The sequence below is a fragment of the Atopostipes suicloacalis DSM 15692 genome (genome assembly GCF_900129085.1).
Classification (GTDB): domain Bacteria; phylum Bacillota; class Bacilli; order Lactobacillales; family Carnobacteriaceae_A; genus Atopostipes; species Atopostipes suicloacalis.
Window position 1 is genome coordinate 13,127 of record NZ_FQUF01000014.1, and the last position, 15,006, is coordinate 28,132.

A 15,006-nucleotide genomic window follows, 5' to 3' on the forward strand; every position below is an offset into this window, starting at 1 on the left:
GTGTCATCCTCCTTAATTTAATAATTCGTCAACAGATTTGCCACGTAATTTCGCAACTTCTTCTGCTCTTCTTAATTGTTCAATTCCATCAAGTGTTGCACGAACCATGTTGATTGCTGAACTTGAACCTAGTGATTTTGAAGAAATATCTTCAATACCAGCAAGTTCTAAGATCGCACGTACAGGTCCACCAGCAGAAACTCCTGAACCGGCAACAGCTGGGCGTAACATAACTCTACCTCCACCATGAACACCAAGTACTTCATGAGGAATTGTAGCTTCAACGGTTGGTACGTTAATTAAGTTGTTTTTTGCATCTTCAACAGCTTTACGGATAGCTTCTGGTACTTCTTGTGCTTTACCAGTACCCATACCAACATGTCCGTTACGATCACCGACAACAACTAAAGCGTTAAAACGTAGATTACGTCCACCTTTAACAACTTTTGTTACTCGGTTAATTTCTACAACACGATCTTCTAAATCTAAAGTTGATGCATCAATTTTTGATACCATTTGTAATTTTCCCCCTCTGCTTAAAATTCTAATCCATTTTCACGAGCTGCTTCTGCTAAAGCTTTAACACGACCATGGTATTGGTAGCCGCCGCGGTCAAAAACAACTTCTGTAAAGTTATTTTCTTTTGCACGTTCAGCAATTAATTGACCAACTGTCGCTGCTTGCTCTATTTTTGAGTCTTCTGTAGATACTTCACTATCTAAAGTAGATGCACTTGCGAGCGTTACACCCTCTACATCATCAATTAATTGAGCGTAGATGTTTTTGTTTGAACGAAAAACGTTTAAACGCGGGCACTCTGCAGTACCAGAAATTTTTCGACGTATTCTTTGATGTCTTTTCTTGCGTAATTTGTTTTTATCTGGTTTTGAAATCACAATGTCACCTCTATACTAATTTTTTGTTTTTTGATTGAATGTTGCATTTGTAAATGACTGAATAATACAATACTAAAAAGTATCGATTATTTACCAGTCTTACCTTCTTTACGACGAACGAATTCGCCTTCGTAACGGACACCTTTTCCTTTATAAGGTTCTGGTGAACGAACTGCACGAATATTCGCTGCTAAAGCACCAACAGCTTCTTTGTCAGCACCTTTAATAATAATTTCTGTGTTTGAAGGTACTTCTAATTCAAGTCCTTCTGGTGTTTCAAATTCTACTGGATGAGATAATCCAAGACTTAAAACTAATTTTTTACCTTGTAATTGTGCACGGTAACCAACACCAATAATTTCTAATTTTTTAGAAAATCCATTGCTAACTCCTTCAATCATGTTATTAACAATTGATCGAGTTGTACCATGTAACATACGACTTTCTTTTGATTCGTTTCTACGAGTCACAAGAACTTCAGTATCTTGTACTTCTACATCGATTTTTGGATTCAAATTGCGTGTTAATTCACCATTTTTACCTTTAACAGTAATCGTATTTCCATTAAGGCTTACTTCTACACCTTCTGGAAGTTCAATAGGTTGTTTTCCGATTCGGCTCACTTGTCCGCACCTCCTTGTATTAATTTTACCAAACGTATGCTAATACTTCGCCACCGATATTTTTTGCACGAGCAACTTTATCAGTAACTACGCCTTCTGAAGTTGAAACAATAGCAATTCCTAAGCCATTTAATACTTTAGGTACTTCATCTGCTTTTGCATAAATACGTAAACCTGGTTTAGAAATTCGTTTCAAACCTGTAATAACTTTATCGTTATCTGCAGTATATTTTAATCTCATTCGAACTTTACCTTGTTTATCATCTTCAATTAATTCAGCACTTTTAATAAATCCTTCTTCTTTAAGGATTTTTGCCATTTCGAATTTAATATTTGATGCAGGAATTTCGACTGTTGTGTGTTTTGCATCATTTGCGTTACGAATTTGTGTAACGAAATCTGCAATTGGATCCGTCATAGTCATTATATTTGCCTCCTTCTTACAAATCTATCTTTATATTACCAGCTTGCTTTTTTCAAACCTGGGATTTGTCCTTCATGTGCTACTTCTCGAAGACAAACTCTACATAATTTAAATTTACGATATACTGAGTGAGGTCTACCACAGCGTTCACATCTAGTGTACTCTTGAGTAGAATATTTAGCTGGTTTTTTATTCTTTTCAATTAAAGCTTTTCTAGCCATATTATATCATTTCCTCCTCGAAAAGATTATTTTTGGAATGGCATTCCTAGTTCTGCAAGTAATTCTCTTGCTTCTTCATCAGTGTCTGCCGTTGTAACAATAACAATGTCTAATCCTCTAACTTTACTTACGTCATCATAATTAATTTCTGGGAAAATCAATTGCTCTCTCACACCTAAAGTGTAGTTCCCACGGCCATCAAATGAATTTTTGTTTACGCCACGGAAGTCACGTACACGAGGTAATGAAACAGAAACTAATTTGTCTAAGAAATCATACATACGAGCTCCACGTAAAGTTACTTTCGCACCAATTGGCATTCCTTCACGTAAACGGAAGCTAGCGACTGATTTTTTTGCACGAGTGACTACAGGTTTTTGACCTGCAATTAAAGTTAATTCATTTACAGCATTTTCTAAATTACGTGAGTTAGCAACTGCATCACCAACACCCATATTTAGAACGATTTTATCAACCTTTGGTACTTCCATTACAGATTCATAATCGAATTTTTCCATTAATGAATTTACAACGTCATTACTATATTGTTCTTTCAAACGATTCATCTCAGAGATATCCTCCCTTCCCCACTATTTTATAAAGTGTTTCCTGATTTTTTAAAATAGCGCACTTTTTTTCCATCTTCTTCTTTATAACCAACTCTTGAAGATTCGCCAGTTTCTGGATCAACTAACTGTACGTTTGAAGCATCGATTGGTGCTTCTTCTTCAACGATTCCGCCTTCTTGGCCCATTCCTGTTGGTCTTTGATGTTTTTTTACGATGTTAACATCTTCAACAATGACTTTATTTAATTTTGGTAATACTTGTAAAACTTCACCGGTCTCACCTTTATAGTTTCCAGCGATAATTTTTACTGTATCTCCTTTTTTAACAAACATTTCGTGCACCTCCTTGTATTCAATTAATAATTATAGTACTTCCGGTGCTAACGAAATAATACGCATAAAGTTATTATCACGTAATTCTCTTGCTACCGGGCCAAATATACGTGTACCTCTTGGAGTTAAATCTTCTCGAATTAACACACAAGCATTTTCGTCAAATTTAATATATGAACCATCTAATCGACGAACTCCTGTTTTTGTACGCACAATAACTGCACGAGCAACTTCACCTTTTTTGACAACGCCACCAGGTGTAGCTTGTTGAACAGAAACAACTACCTGGTCACCGATGTTTGCATACTTAGCGCCTGAACCACCTAATACTTTGATGACTTTCACGATACGTGCGCCTGAGTTGTCTGCAACTTTCATTTTACTTTCTGTTTGAATCATGTCAGAGTCCTCCCTTCACATTTCAAGCAGCTTTGAGATGATTATAGAACTACAGATTCTTCCACTACATCTACTAAACGGAAACGTTTTGTTTTAGATAGTGGACGGGTTTCCATGATTCTTACTAGGTCCCCATCTTTTGCAATGTTATTTTCATCATGAGCTGTTAATTTTGTTGATCTAATAATTCGTTTTTGATATTTAGAATGTTGCTTACGTGTAGGAATTTCTACGACGATTGTTTTGTCCATTTTATCTGAAACAACTCGCCCAACGTAAACTTTACGTTCATTACGTTCTGTCAATTTATTGCCTCCTTTTCAAAAGAACTTTCAGATTAAGCTTCTTGTGTAATTTCAGCTTGACGTAAAACTGTTTTTACACGAGCAATATTTTTTCTTACTTGTTTAATTCGCGCAGTGTTTTCTAGTTGTCCTGTCGCTAATTGAAAGCGCAAGTTAAATAATTCTTGTCTATAGTCAGCTTCTTTTTCTAATAATTCTTCAGTGGATAATTCTACTAAATCTTTAGCTTTCATGCGAGTCACCACTTTCTTCACGAGATACAATTCTCGTTCTCACTGGTAGTTTATGTGATGCTAAACGCAAGGCTTCGTGAGCTACTTCTTCAGAAACTCCCCCAACTTCAAACATGATTTTTCCACGTTTTACTGGTGATACCCAATCTTCTGGAGCCCCTTTACCTGAACCCATACGAACACCAATTGCTTTAGCTGATACTGGTTTATGAGGGAAAATTTTAATCCATACTTTCCCACCACGTTTCATGTAACGAGTCATAGCAATACGAGCCGCTTCAATTTGACGACTTGTGATCCATTTAGAATCAAGAGCTTGTAAACCATATTGTCCAAATGCTACTTCTTTACCGCCTTTTGCTTCTCCGCGCATTTTACCACGGAATTCGCGACGATATTTTACACGTCTAGGTACTAACATCGATTATTTTCCTCCTTCCGGTTTTCCTGCAATTTCAGGAAGAACTTCTCCTTTAGAGATCCAAACTTTAACACCAATTTTACCGAATGTTGTATCTGCTTCAGCATGTGCATAATCTATGTCTGCACGAATAGTGTGTAATGGTACTGTTCCTTCTGAAAAGCTTTCTGTACGAGCCATGTCTGCTCCATTTAAACGTCCAGATACTTGAGTACGGATACCTTCTGCACCAGCACGCATTGTATTTTGGATTGCTTGTTTTTGAGCACGACGGAATGCTATACGGTTTTCTAATTGTTGTGCAATATCTTCAGCAACAAGTTTTGCGTCCAATTCTGCTTTTTTAATTTCTATAATATTAACATGGACTCTTTTTCCAGTTAATTTGTTTAATTCGTTTCTTAGTTTGTCTACTTCTGAACCGCCTTTACCGATAACCATACCTGGTTTAGCGGTATTAATTGAAATATTGATGCGGTTAGCCGCACGTTCAATTTCAACACGAGAAACAGAAGCATCTACTAAGGCTGTATCAATGTGTTTACGGATTTTTAAATCTTCGTGTAATACGTCTGCGAAATCTTTGTCATCTGCAAACCATTTTGCGTCCCAGTCATGGATAACGCCAACTCGTAAACCATTTGGATTAATTTTTTGTCCCATTTTATTTATGCCTCCTCTTTCTCTGATACCACAACTGTGATGTGGCTTGTTCTTTTATTTATTCTTGAAGCTGCACCTTGTGCACGTGGACGAAAACGTTTCAACGTTGGTCCTTCATTCACATAAGCTTCACTTACAACTAAATCAGCTGCATCTAAATCAAAATTATGCTCGGCATTTGCGACTGCTGAATTTAATACTTTTTCTACTGCTTCTGCTGCACCTCTATTTGCGAAACGAAGGGTAGAAATTGCTTCGGCAACACTTTTACCTCGAATTGTATCTACAACCAGGCGTACTTTGCGTGGAGCAATACGTACTATTTTAGCAGTTGCTTTCGCTTGTGTAATTGTATCTGCCATTATTGTTTCCTCCTTTCACAAATTATTGTGCGATTCCTGATGTACGTTCACTACGACCGTGTCCACGGAATGTTCTTGTTGGAGCAAATTCTCCTAATTTGTGTCCAACCATATCTTCTTGAATATATACGGGTACATGTTTACGACCGTCATAAACAGCGATTGTGTGTCCAACAAAATTCGGAAAAATTGTTGAGCGGCGTGACCAAGTACGAATAACTCGTTTATTGTCATCGCCCATTTCTTGAACTTTCTTCATTAAATGATCATCGACAAAAGGTCCTTTTTTTAAACTACGGGCCATGTTCACCCTCCTTTTTTAAATTCTAGATTCTTAAACGTTCATTATTAATTATTTGCTACGTTTTTTCTTACGACGTCCACGTACAATTAATTTATCTGATTTTTTCTTACGACGAGTAATCTTACCAAGAGTAGGTTTACCCCATGGTGACATTGGACTTGGCATACCGATTCCGGTTTTACCTTCCCCACCACCGTGTGGGTGATCGTTAGGGTTCATTGCAGATCCTCGTACAGCTGGTCTTTTACCTAACCAACGATTACGTCCTGCTTTACCAATCGTTACTAACTCATGTTGTTCGTTACCGACAGTACCTATTGTTGCACGGCAAGAAGCTAAGATTAAACGGTTTTCTCCTGAACTTAAACGTACAAGAACGTATTTACCTTCTTTACCTAATACTTGTGCTGAACCACCAGCTGAACGAACGAGTTGTCCACCTCTACCAGGTTTTAATTCGATATTATGAACGAATGTACCCACTGGAATATTTACTAATGGAAGTGCATTCCCTGTTCTAATATCTACATCTTCACCTGATATAATTTCTTGTCCAACTTGAATTCCTCTAGGTGCTAAAATATATGTTTTAACTCCATCTTCATATTGAATTAAGGAAATATTTGCTGAACGGTTTGGATCATATTCAATCGTTTTAACAATACCGCGAACTCCATCTTTTTGACGTTTGAAGTCAACTACACGATATTGGTGCTTGTGGCCACCGCCGTGATGACGGGTCGTGATTCTACCTTGATGATTACGGCCTGCTCTTTTAGGATTCTTAACAAGTAGTGATTTTTCAGGTTTGTTAGTAGTAATTTCTGAAAAGTCTAAACCTGTCATATTACGTCGACCGTTTGAAGTAGGTTTATAATTCTTAATAGCCACTATTTTCCCCTCCTTATATTTCGTTACTTGATTTTTTAGTTATTTACTATCGTTCAATGAATTATTCTTCATCATTGCTTTCGCCAAAGATTTCAATGTCTGCTGAAGCTTCTGTTAAAGTAACAATTGCTTTTTTGCGGCTCTTTTTGTAGCCTTGGTAGCGTCCCATGTTTTTTGGCTTGCGAGCAGTGTTTATTACGTTAACTTTCTTAACGTCTACATCAAACAATTCTTCAATTGCATGTTTGATATGAGATCTATTAGCTCGTGGATCAACGATGAATGTATATTTTTTGTCATCCATATCAAATACAGATTGTTCTGTGATGACTGGACGAATAATGATATCACGTGCATCCATTATTGAAGAGCCCCCTCTAATTCTTCTAGAGCTGTTTGTGTAATTAATAAGTAGTCATGTGCTACTACATCTAATACTGAAACATTATCTGAAGAAACAATTTTTACGTTTGGAATGTTTCGAGCAGATTTAAAGATGTTTTCATTCGTATTTTCTAATACGAGTAGTACTTTTTTATCTACTTCTAAATTATCTAAGATTGCTCTGAAGTCTTTTGTTTTTGGTGTGTCTAGTGTTAATGAGTCAACAACAATCAATTCTTCATCTAGTACCTTTTGAGAAAGGACAGATTTGATTGCTAGACGACGAGATTTTCTTGATACTTTGTAACCATATGATCGAGGAGTAGGTCCGAAAACAACTCCACCACCACGCCATTGTGGAGAACGGATAGATCCGTGACGAGCACGTCCTGTACCTTTTTGACGCCATGGCTTTTTACCACCACCACGTACGGCACTTCTATTCTTCACTGCATGTGTTCCTTGTCTTTGTGTAGCTTGTTGATTTGTAACTACATCAAACACAACGTTATCATTTGGTTCAATACCAAAAACTTCATCGTTTAATACGACTTCACCAGCGGTTGTTCCATCTTGTTTTAATAAGTCTACAGTTGGCATGTGTCAAATCCCCCTTCCAGATTAGTTGTCAGCTTTTACTGCTGATTTGATTTCGACAAATGATTTTTTAGCTCCAGGTACATTACCTTTTACTAAAAGAACATTTTTCTCTGTGTCTACTTGAACAATTTCAAGATTTTGAATAGTGATTTTATCTCCACCCATTTGCCCAGGTAATTTTTTACCTTTACGAACGCGTCCGGGTGTTGCTGCTGCACTCATTGCCCCAACTCGACGATGGTAACGTGAACCGTGTGTTTCTGGCCCGCGAGATTGGTTATGGCGCTTGATGTTTCCTTGGTATCCTTTACCTTTTGAAGTACCAGTAACATCAACAGTATCTCCTGCTTCGAATAATTCTACAGTTAATTCAGTTCCAACTTCTACCTCTCCAAGCTCAGCATCGCGAATTTCCTTAACGAAGCGCTTAGGAGCGGTATCTGCTTTTTTAACATGACCTTGTTCGGCTTGATTTGATAAAACAGCTCGTTTGTCGTCAACCCCTAATTGAACAGAGTTATATCCATCTGATTCGATAGTTTTAACTTGTAATACAGTATTTGGTTGAACTTCTAAGACTGTTACAGGAACTAAAAGTCCTGATTCATCAAAAATTTGTGTCATACCGATTTTTTTCCCTAAGATTCCTTTGGTCATGAGTACACCTCCATTATAATTTAAGTTTTTTTATTTATTTAGTGCTTATAATTTCAAAAGATTAAGCAAATAATCTTGGGTAAAACATTTTTATAGTTTGATTTCGATATCTACACCAGATGGTAAGTCCAATTTAGTTAAAGCATCAACTGTTTTTGGTGTTGGATTCAAAATATCTACCAAGCGTTTGTGTGTACGCATTTCAAATTGTTCACGTGAGTCTTTGTACATATGTGGTGAACGGATAACGGTAAATACTTCTCGTTCTGTTGGCAAAGGAACTGGTCCAGCGATTGTTGCACCTGTTCTTTCTGCTGTATCTACAATTTTTTGTGCTGATTGATCTAGCACTCCGTGTTCATAAGCTTTCAAGCGAATACGAATTTTTTGTTTAGCCATGATTTTCCCTCCTTCGTTTATTTTATAATAAACATAGCTCTGCGAGAATTCCCACCGCGCTCGTTCATGGCAACGCGTCCGAGCGTGTCGCAACCTCTCACTTCATTGCCTTGTTTTGCTTCTAAATGGGGGTATAAATCCACTCAAATGAGTGTTCTTACAAAAATTATACCCTTTTTGGGTATATGGACCCCTTATTAGACACATAGAATAGTATACAATGATTTCCTTGATGAATCAAGCTTTATTTGTTATTTATTCGCAAAATTGCGATTTTTTTTATTTCTCTTCTGAGTAAAAAGGTTTCTTTTTGTCGGATTTTGAAAAAAATGAAGATAATTCTAAAAAAATAAAAGAAAATGCGATTTTTTTGCAAATATATATAGTAGGGGGAATTTTCCTTCAATATATTTTAAGGAGCGAATAACGGATGATCGAAGTTCAAACATATGGGATAAAGGAAATGAAGAAGTACCCTAGCCTTTTAGATTTTAGTCGTATTTATACGAGGAGAATGAAAATATCGAATAAAGAATGTTATCTCTATAAGATCAAAGAGGCTGGGCTTGCTGGCGAAGATACGGTTGTAGATTATATTAAACGATTTGGATGTGAGCATTGGATTGTGATAAGAAATATGTGGTTTGATGATTTCGGTCGCTGTGAGAATGACCTCACGCTGATTACGAATACTCATTGTTATGTTTTTGAAGTTAAAAATTATGATCATAAATATACACATAATAACGGAGTATGTCGAGTCAAAGATAAAAAGGTGAAAAACAGTCCGGTTGCTCAGGCTCGAAAGAACTTTTTGAACTTGAAGAAAATTTGCCGAGAGTTTTCACCTCATATTCAGGTTAAAGGGGCGTTAGTTTTAGTCGCGATTGACCAGGAGGTGGATATTCAATCTTCTGTTGAAGATATTGAAGTGATATTGAGGAACGACTTGCGTAAATATATTCGTGGTATTGCTGAGGAAGAGCGGAAGGCTCAGCAATATGAATATATAGATAAAAAGGGACTCATTCAGTATCTAGAGCAGTATGAAATTTTAAATCCGAATCAAGCTAGAGCTATTACAGATGATGAAATGGTAAAGCTTCGTAAAGGGATCTGTTGTGCTAATTGTGGGAGTTTTGATTTGAATTTTAATAATCGTGAAAAATATGTTAAATGTGCTTGCGGCTTCCATGAGCCCCGTGAAGAGGCTATTTTACGAACTATTTGTGAATATAGCGTCTTACGTTCTGATAAACATTTAACGAGGAAAGAGTTGCTCAATTTCTTTGATGGGCAGGTTTCTCATGTCACACTATCAAATATTTTAAATAAGCATTTTGAAAAACAGAATAATGGAAAATATACCTATTATACAAATATGAAATTACCTATAGATAAAATTCGTCACCACTTTAAGCTAACTTTACCCAGAATTCATTATATGAATGATCAAGATTATAAAATCTATATACAAAATAAATAAGACCAGCGGGTTGGTTAAAGATAATTGGAGTGTATTGACGTGAGAACCAGCTTGGTTAAAGATAATCGAAATGTCTTAACGTGAGAACCATCTTGGTTAAAGATAATCGAAATAACTTGACGCAAGAACCAGCTTGGTTAAAGATAATCGAAATGTCTTAACGTGAGAACCATCTTGGTTAAAGATAATTGAAATATCTTAACGCAAGAGTACCTTTCACCATAAGAACATCAAAAAAAGCCTTGCACTCTGTATCATTACGATACAAAGTAGCAAGGCTTATTTTAATCTTTAAGTTTTAAGCTGTTAACGATCAATCTATAACGAATTATAGAATTTCTGTTACAACTCCAGCACCAACTGTACGTCCACCTTCACGAATTGTGAAACGTGTACCTTCTTCAACAGCGATAGGTGCGATTAATTCTACAGTCATTTCTGTATCGTCACCAGGCATAACCATTTCCGTTCCTTCTGGTAAGTCTACAACTCCTGTAACGTCAGTTGTACGGAAGTAGAACTGAGGACGGTAGTTAGTAAAGAATGGAGTATGACGTCCACCTTCTTCTTTAGACAATACATAAACTTGACCTTTGAATTTTGAATGTGGGTTAATTGAACCTGGTTGTGCTAAAACTTGTCCACGTTCAATGTCTTCACGTGAAAGACCACGTAATAATGCACCAATGTTATCTCCAGCTTCAGCGAAGTCTAACATTTTACGGAACATTTCTACACCAGTAACAGTTGTTTTAGCTGTATCTTTAATACCTACAACTTCAACTTCGTCACCAACAGAAACTTTACCTTGTTCAACACGTCCAGTAGCAACAGTACCACGACCAGAGATTGAGAATACGTCCTCAACTGGCATTAAGAATGGTTTGCTGTCGTCACGTTCTGGTAATGGAATATATTCATCAATAGTATCCATTAATTCAAGGATTTTAGCTTCGTATTCTTCGTCGCCTTCTAAAGCTTTTAGAGCTGAACCAGCGATTACTGGAGTGTCGTCACCTGGATAGTCGTATTCTGTTAATAAGTCACGAACTTCCATTTCAACTAATTCTACTAATTCTTCGTCATCTACCATATCTAATTTGTTTAAGAAAACAACGATATATGGAATACCAACTTGACGAGATAATAGGATATGCTCACGAGTTTGTGGCATTGGACCATCAGCTGCAGAAACAACTAAGATCGCACCGTCCATTTGAGCAGCACCAGTGATCATGTTTTTAACGTAGTCCGCGTGCCCTGGAGCATCGATATGTGCATAGTGACGGTTTTCTGTTTCATATTCAACGTGTGAAGTTGAGATTGTAATTCCACGTTCTTTTTCTTCAGAAGCCCCATCAATTGAATCATAAGCTTGAGCGTCTGCTAAGCCTTTTTTAGCTAATACGTTTGTAATAGCTGCTGTTAAAGTAGTTTTACCATGGTCAACGTGTCCGATTGTACCAATATTCATATGTGGTTTCGTACGTTCAAATTTCTCTTTTCCCATTTTAAAAATGTCCTCCTTAAGGATTTTAAATTTTAATTTTATTTGGTAGATATTTCTATCCATACCTTTAATCATTATACTGACATAGCTAGATGAAATCAAATATTAATATACCCTTTTTCACCCAACTACGCAGTGTTTTATTTGATTAATTGATCAAATAATTATGAAAGAATAAATGAAATTATTCTTCAGAAGATCCACCATGTTTTGCAATGATTTCTTCTGCAATACTATTTGGAACAGCTTCATAATGGTCAAATTGCATTGTAAATGTTCCTCGACCTTGTGTAGCTGAACGTAAAGTTGTTGCGTAACCAAACATTTCGGATAATGGAATTGTTCCTGTAACGGTCATCGCATTTCCGTGTTGTTCTTGTCCTTCGATAGTACCACGACGTGATGAAATATGACCCATCAAGTCTCCTAAATATTCTTCAGGAGCAGTAATATCAACAGACATCATTGGTTCTAAAATTACAGCGCCAGCTTTTTTAGCTGCTGCACGTAGAGCCATTGAAGCGGCAACCTTAAATGCTGTCTCACTCGAGTCAACATCGTGATAAGAACCATCATAAAGCTTAGCTTTAACATCGATTAATGGATAACCAGCTAAAACTCCGCCTTCCATAGATGACTCTAAACCATCTTCAACTGCTGGAATGTATTCACGCGGAACAACTCCCCCAACAATTGCATCTTCAAATTCGAAGCCTTCTCCTTCTTCAAGTGGTGAGAACTCAATCCATACGTGACCGTATTGTCCTTTACCACCAGATTGACGGATGAATTTACCTTCTGCTTCAACTGTTTTCGTGAAGGTTTCACGATAAGAAACTTGAGGAGCTCCAACGTTTGCTTCAACTTTAAATTCGCGTTTTAGACGGTCAACAATAACTTCAAGGTGAAGTTCACCCATACCTGAAATTAAAGTTTCACCTGTTTCGCGGTCTGTTTCAGCACGGAAAGTTGGGTCTTCTTCTGCAAGTTTTTGTAAAGCTGTACCCATTTTATCTTGGTCTGCTTTTGTTTTAGGTTCGATTGCTACTTGGATAACTGGTTCCGGGAATTCCATAGACTCTAAAATGACTGGTGAGTCTTCAGCACATAAAGTATCACCCGTAGCTGTATCTTTTAATCCTACCGCTGCAGCAATATCTCCTGAAAATACCTCAGGAATTTCTTGACGGTGATTTGCGTGCATTTGTAGGATACGTCCAACACGTTCACGGTTGTCTTTAGTCGCATTTAATACATATGACCCTGCTTCTAATGTACCAGAGTACACACGGAAGAAAGTTAGACGACCAACAAATGGGTCTGTCATTACTTTAAATGCTAATGCTGAGAATGGCCCGCTATCATCTGCAGGACGTTCAATCGTTTCTTCTGGGTTGTCCGCAGAATGTCCTTGAATCGCGTGAACTTCTACCGGTGAAGGTAAATAGTCAACGACAGCATCTAATAAAGGTTGTACCCCTTTATTTTTGAAAGCTGAACCAACAAGAACCGGATAAAATTCAACATCAAGTGTTGCTTGACGAATACCATTTTTTAGTTCTTCTAAAGTGATTTCTTCACCTTCAAGGTATTTCATCATTAATTCATCATCTAATTCAGCAACAGATTCAACTAAGTTCTCACGATATTCTGTTGCTTGGTCTAGATATTCTTCAGGAATTTCTTCAATTGTAACTTCTTGACCCATTTCATCATGATAAATAATTGCATTCATGTTTACTAAGTCAATAATTCCTTCAAATTGATCTTCAGCACCAATTGGTAATTGGATAGGATGAGCATTTGCTTGCATACGATCGTTTAATGTACCGGCCGCATATAAGAAGTCTGCTCCAATTTTATCCATTTTATTAATGAAGACAATTCGTGGAACGCCATAAGTTGTTGCTTGGCGCCACACTGTTTCAGTTTGTGGCTCAACACCAGATTGTGCATCAAGTACTGTAACTGCACCATCTAGTACACGTAAAGACCGCTCAACTTCAACTGTAAAGTCCACGTGTCCAGGAGTATCAATGATGTTTACACGGTGGCCTTTCCACTGAGCTGTTGTAGCAGCTGACGTAATCGTAATACCACGCTCTTGTTCTTGTTCCATCCAGTCCATTTGAGAAGCGCCATCATGCGTTTCACCAATTTTGTGCGTACGGCCTGTATAATACAAGATACGTTCAGTTGTGGTTGTTTTACCAGCATCAATATGAGCCATGATACCGATATTACGTGTGTTCTCCAGAGAAAATTCTCTTTTAGCCAAAATTCTACACCCCTTATTTCTGTTTTCGTGCCCTTTTAAGGCTGTTAATATATCTGTTTGTACAATGTTTCAAATTAAAATTTCGTATTGCATCTTACCAACGGTAGTGTGCAAATGCTTTATTTGCTTCTGCCATTTGGTGTACTTCTTCACGACGACGAACTGCTGCACCTGTATTGTTTGCTGCGTCCATGATTTCATGAGCTAAGCGTTCATACATAGTAGTTTCTCCGCGTAAACGTGCGTAATTAACTAACCAACGTAATGCTAAAGTTGTTCGACGTTCTGGACGTACTTCAACGGGTACTTGGTAGTTTGATCCACCAACACGGCGGGAACGTACCTCCAATACGGGCATTAAGTTTTTCAACGCCTGTTCATATACTTCCATTGGTTCATTTCCAGTTTCTTCAGCAATAATATCAAATGCTTTATATAAGATTGTTGATGCTTTTCCACGTTTTCCATCTACCATCAAACGGTTAATCAAGCGAGTAACTAATTTTGAATCGTAAATTGGATCTGGTATAACATCTCTTTTTGCTACGGGTCCTTTACGAGGCATGACCATCCTCCTTTCTCGAGTATCATTAATTTTTAGTAATTAATATTTATTATTTAGGTTTTTTAGTACCGTATTTAGAACGGCTTTGTTTACGGTCAGTAACTCCAGCTGTATCTAAAGCACCACGAACTACATGATAACGTACCCCTGGCAAGTCTTTTACTCGACCACCACGAATAAGTACTACGTTATGTTCTTGTAAGTTATGTCCTTCACCAGGAATATAAGCTGTAACTTCAATTTGGTTAGACAAACGAACACGTGCATATTTACGTAAAGCTGAGTTAGGTTTTCTAGGAGTCATTGTCCCAACACGAGTACAAACACCACGTTTTTGTGGAGATAACACTCGAGTAGATTCGCGTTTTAGTGTATTATATCCTCTATTTAACGCAAGTGACTCAGATTTTTTTGTTTTACTCTTACGAGGTTTACGAACTAATTGATTAATTGTAGGCATCTATTGTTTCCCTCCCTTTCCATA

Annotated in this window: 24 protein-coding genes; 1 reads left to right on the forward strand and 23 read right to left on the reverse strand. The window is 37.2% G+C overall.

Annotation, left to right across the window (positions count from 1 at the left end; all coding sequences use genetic code 11):
- Window positions 1-12: 12 nt before the first annotated feature.
- From rpsE to rpsJ, 19 genes are all read right to left on the reverse strand, one after another.
- On the reverse strand, window positions 13-516 hold the full coding sequence (rpsE, locus tag BUB96_RS05350) for a 30S ribosomal protein S5 (protein ID WP_073297516.1): 504 nt from the start codon (window positions 514-516) through the stop codon (window positions 13-15).
- Between the two features lie 20 nt (window positions 517-536).
- Window positions 537-896 carry a 50S ribosomal protein L18 gene (gene rplR, locus BUB96_RS05355; protein WP_073297519.1) on the reverse strand — a complete coding sequence of 120 codons (360 nt, stop codon included), beginning with the start codon at window positions 894-896 and terminating at the stop codon, window positions 537-539.
- Between the two features lie 86 nt (window positions 897-982).
- A complete protein-coding gene (gene rplF, locus BUB96_RS05360) occupies window positions 983-1,519 on the reverse strand; it encodes a 50S ribosomal protein L6 (protein WP_073297522.1) in 537 nt (178 codons plus the stop codon).
- A 25-nt stretch (window positions 1,520-1,544) separates the two neighbouring features.
- Window positions 1,545-1,943: a 30S ribosomal protein S8 gene (gene rpsH / locus BUB96_RS05365; RefSeq protein WP_073297525.1), complete on the reverse strand. Its 399-nt coding sequence runs from the start codon at window positions 1,941-1,943 to the stop codon at window positions 1,545-1,547.
- A 35-nt stretch (window positions 1,944-1,978) separates the two neighbouring features.
- A complete protein-coding gene (locus tag BUB96_RS05370; RefSeq protein WP_073297528.1) occupies window positions 1,979-2,164 on the reverse strand; it encodes a type Z 30S ribosomal protein S14 in 186 nt (61 codons plus the stop codon).
- 26 nt (window positions 2,165-2,190) lie between these two features.
- Window positions 2,191-2,730, reverse strand: coding sequence for a 50S ribosomal protein L5 (rplE, locus tag BUB96_RS05375; RefSeq protein ID WP_073297531.1), 540 nt, complete (start codon window positions 2,728-2,730; stop codon window positions 2,191-2,193).
- A gap of 29 nt (window positions 2,731-2,759) precedes the next feature.
- Window positions 2,760-3,065 carry a 50S ribosomal protein L24 gene (gene rplX, locus BUB96_RS05380; RefSeq protein ID WP_073297534.1) on the reverse strand — a complete coding sequence of 102 codons (306 nt, stop codon included), beginning with the start codon at window positions 3,063-3,065 and terminating at the stop codon, window positions 2,760-2,762.
- Between the two features lie 30 nt (window positions 3,066-3,095).
- Window positions 3,096-3,464 (reverse strand): 50S ribosomal protein L14, encoded by a 369-nt coding sequence (gene rplN, locus BUB96_RS05385; RefSeq protein WP_073297537.1) that lies wholly within the window; start codon window positions 3,462-3,464, stop codon window positions 3,096-3,098.
- Between the two features lie 41 nt (window positions 3,465-3,505).
- Complete coding sequence (rpsQ, locus tag BUB96_RS05390) at window positions 3,506-3,769, reverse strand: 30S ribosomal protein S17 (RefSeq protein ID WP_073297541.1); 264 nt, start codon at window positions 3,767-3,769, stop codon at window positions 3,506-3,508.
- A 32-nt stretch (window positions 3,770-3,801) separates the two neighbouring features.
- Window positions 3,802-4,002, reverse strand: a complete 201-nt coding sequence (gene rpmC / locus BUB96_RS05395; RefSeq protein ID WP_073297545.1) for a 50S ribosomal protein L29 — start codon at window positions 4,000-4,002, stop codon at window positions 3,802-3,804.
- Window positions 3,992-4,423, reverse strand: a complete 432-nt coding sequence (rplP, locus tag BUB96_RS05400) for a 50S ribosomal protein L16 (RefSeq protein ID WP_073297548.1) — start codon at window positions 4,421-4,423, stop codon at window positions 3,992-3,994. Before rplP ends, rpmC begins: the two co-directional genes overlap by 11 nt.
- A gap of 3 nt (window positions 4,424-4,426) precedes the next feature.
- The gene (rpsC, locus tag BUB96_RS05405) at window positions 4,427-5,086 is read right to left on the reverse strand and encodes a 30S ribosomal protein S3 (RefSeq protein ID WP_073297551.1); all 660 of its coding nucleotides are present in this window, start codon (window positions 5,084-5,086) and stop codon (window positions 4,427-4,429) included.
- Window positions 5,087-5,091: 5 nt separating this feature from the next.
- Window positions 5,092-5,448: a 50S ribosomal protein L22 gene (gene rplV / locus BUB96_RS05410; RefSeq protein ID WP_073297554.1), complete on the reverse strand. Its 357-nt coding sequence runs from the start codon at window positions 5,446-5,448 to the stop codon at window positions 5,092-5,094.
- 22 nt (window positions 5,449-5,470) lie between these two features.
- Window positions 5,471-5,752, reverse strand: coding sequence for a 30S ribosomal protein S19 (rpsS, locus tag BUB96_RS05415; protein WP_073297557.1), 282 nt, complete (start codon window positions 5,750-5,752; stop codon window positions 5,471-5,473).
- 48 nt (window positions 5,753-5,800) lie between these two features.
- Window positions 5,801-6,643, reverse strand: a complete 843-nt coding sequence (rplB, locus tag BUB96_RS05420) for a 50S ribosomal protein L2 (RefSeq protein WP_073297560.1) — start codon at window positions 6,641-6,643, stop codon at window positions 5,801-5,803.
- Between the two features lie 61 nt (window positions 6,644-6,704).
- Window positions 6,705-7,004: a 50S ribosomal protein L23 gene (gene rplW, locus BUB96_RS05425; RefSeq protein ID WP_073297563.1), complete on the reverse strand. Its 300-nt coding sequence runs from the start codon at window positions 7,002-7,004 to the stop codon at window positions 6,705-6,707.
- On the reverse strand, window positions 7,004-7,627 hold the full coding sequence (rplD, locus tag BUB96_RS05430) for a 50S ribosomal protein L4 (protein WP_073297566.1): 624 nt from the start codon (window positions 7,625-7,627) through the stop codon (window positions 7,004-7,006). Before rplD ends, rplW begins: the two co-directional genes overlap by 1 nt.
- Before the next feature lie 21 nt (window positions 7,628-7,648).
- Window positions 7,649-8,284 carry a 50S ribosomal protein L3 gene (gene rplC, locus BUB96_RS05435; RefSeq protein WP_073297569.1) on the reverse strand — a complete coding sequence of 212 codons (636 nt, stop codon included), beginning with the start codon at window positions 8,282-8,284 and terminating at the stop codon, window positions 7,649-7,651.
- Window positions 8,285-8,374: 90 nt separating this feature from the next.
- Complete coding sequence (rpsJ, locus tag BUB96_RS05440; RefSeq protein ID WP_073297574.1) at window positions 8,375-8,683, reverse strand: 30S ribosomal protein S10; 309 nt, start codon at window positions 8,681-8,683, stop codon at window positions 8,375-8,377.
- A gap of 430 nt (window positions 8,684-9,113) precedes the next feature.
- Here rpsJ and BUB96_RS05445 point away from each other — a divergent pair, with 430 nt between their 5' ends.
- On the forward strand, window positions 9,114-10,169 hold the full coding sequence (locus tag BUB96_RS05445) for a nuclease-related domain-containing protein (RefSeq protein ID WP_073297577.1): 1,056 nt from the start codon (window positions 9,114-9,116) through the stop codon (window positions 10,167-10,169).
- Window positions 10,170-10,497: 328 nt separating this feature from the next.
- Here the strand turns inward: BUB96_RS05445 and tuf are convergent, their stop codons facing one another.
- From tuf to rpsL, 4 genes are all read right to left on the reverse strand, one after another.
- Window positions 10,498-11,679, reverse strand: coding sequence for an elongation factor Tu (gene tuf / locus BUB96_RS05450; protein ID WP_073297581.1), 1,182 nt, complete (start codon window positions 11,677-11,679; stop codon window positions 10,498-10,500).
- A 184-nt stretch (window positions 11,680-11,863) separates the two neighbouring features.
- Complete coding sequence (gene fusA, locus BUB96_RS05455; RefSeq protein ID WP_073297585.1) at window positions 11,864-13,957, reverse strand: elongation factor G; 2,094 nt, start codon at window positions 13,955-13,957, stop codon at window positions 11,864-11,866.
- 94 nt (window positions 13,958-14,051) lie between these two features.
- Window positions 14,052-14,522, reverse strand: a complete 471-nt coding sequence (gene rpsG / locus BUB96_RS05460; RefSeq protein ID WP_073297588.1) for a 30S ribosomal protein S7 — start codon at window positions 14,520-14,522, stop codon at window positions 14,052-14,054.
- 49 nt (window positions 14,523-14,571) lie between these two features.
- The gene (gene rpsL, locus BUB96_RS05465) at window positions 14,572-14,982 is read right to left on the reverse strand and encodes a 30S ribosomal protein S12 (RefSeq protein WP_073297591.1); all 411 of its coding nucleotides are present in this window, start codon (window positions 14,980-14,982) and stop codon (window positions 14,572-14,574) included.
- Window positions 14,983-15,006 lie beyond the last annotated feature (24 nt).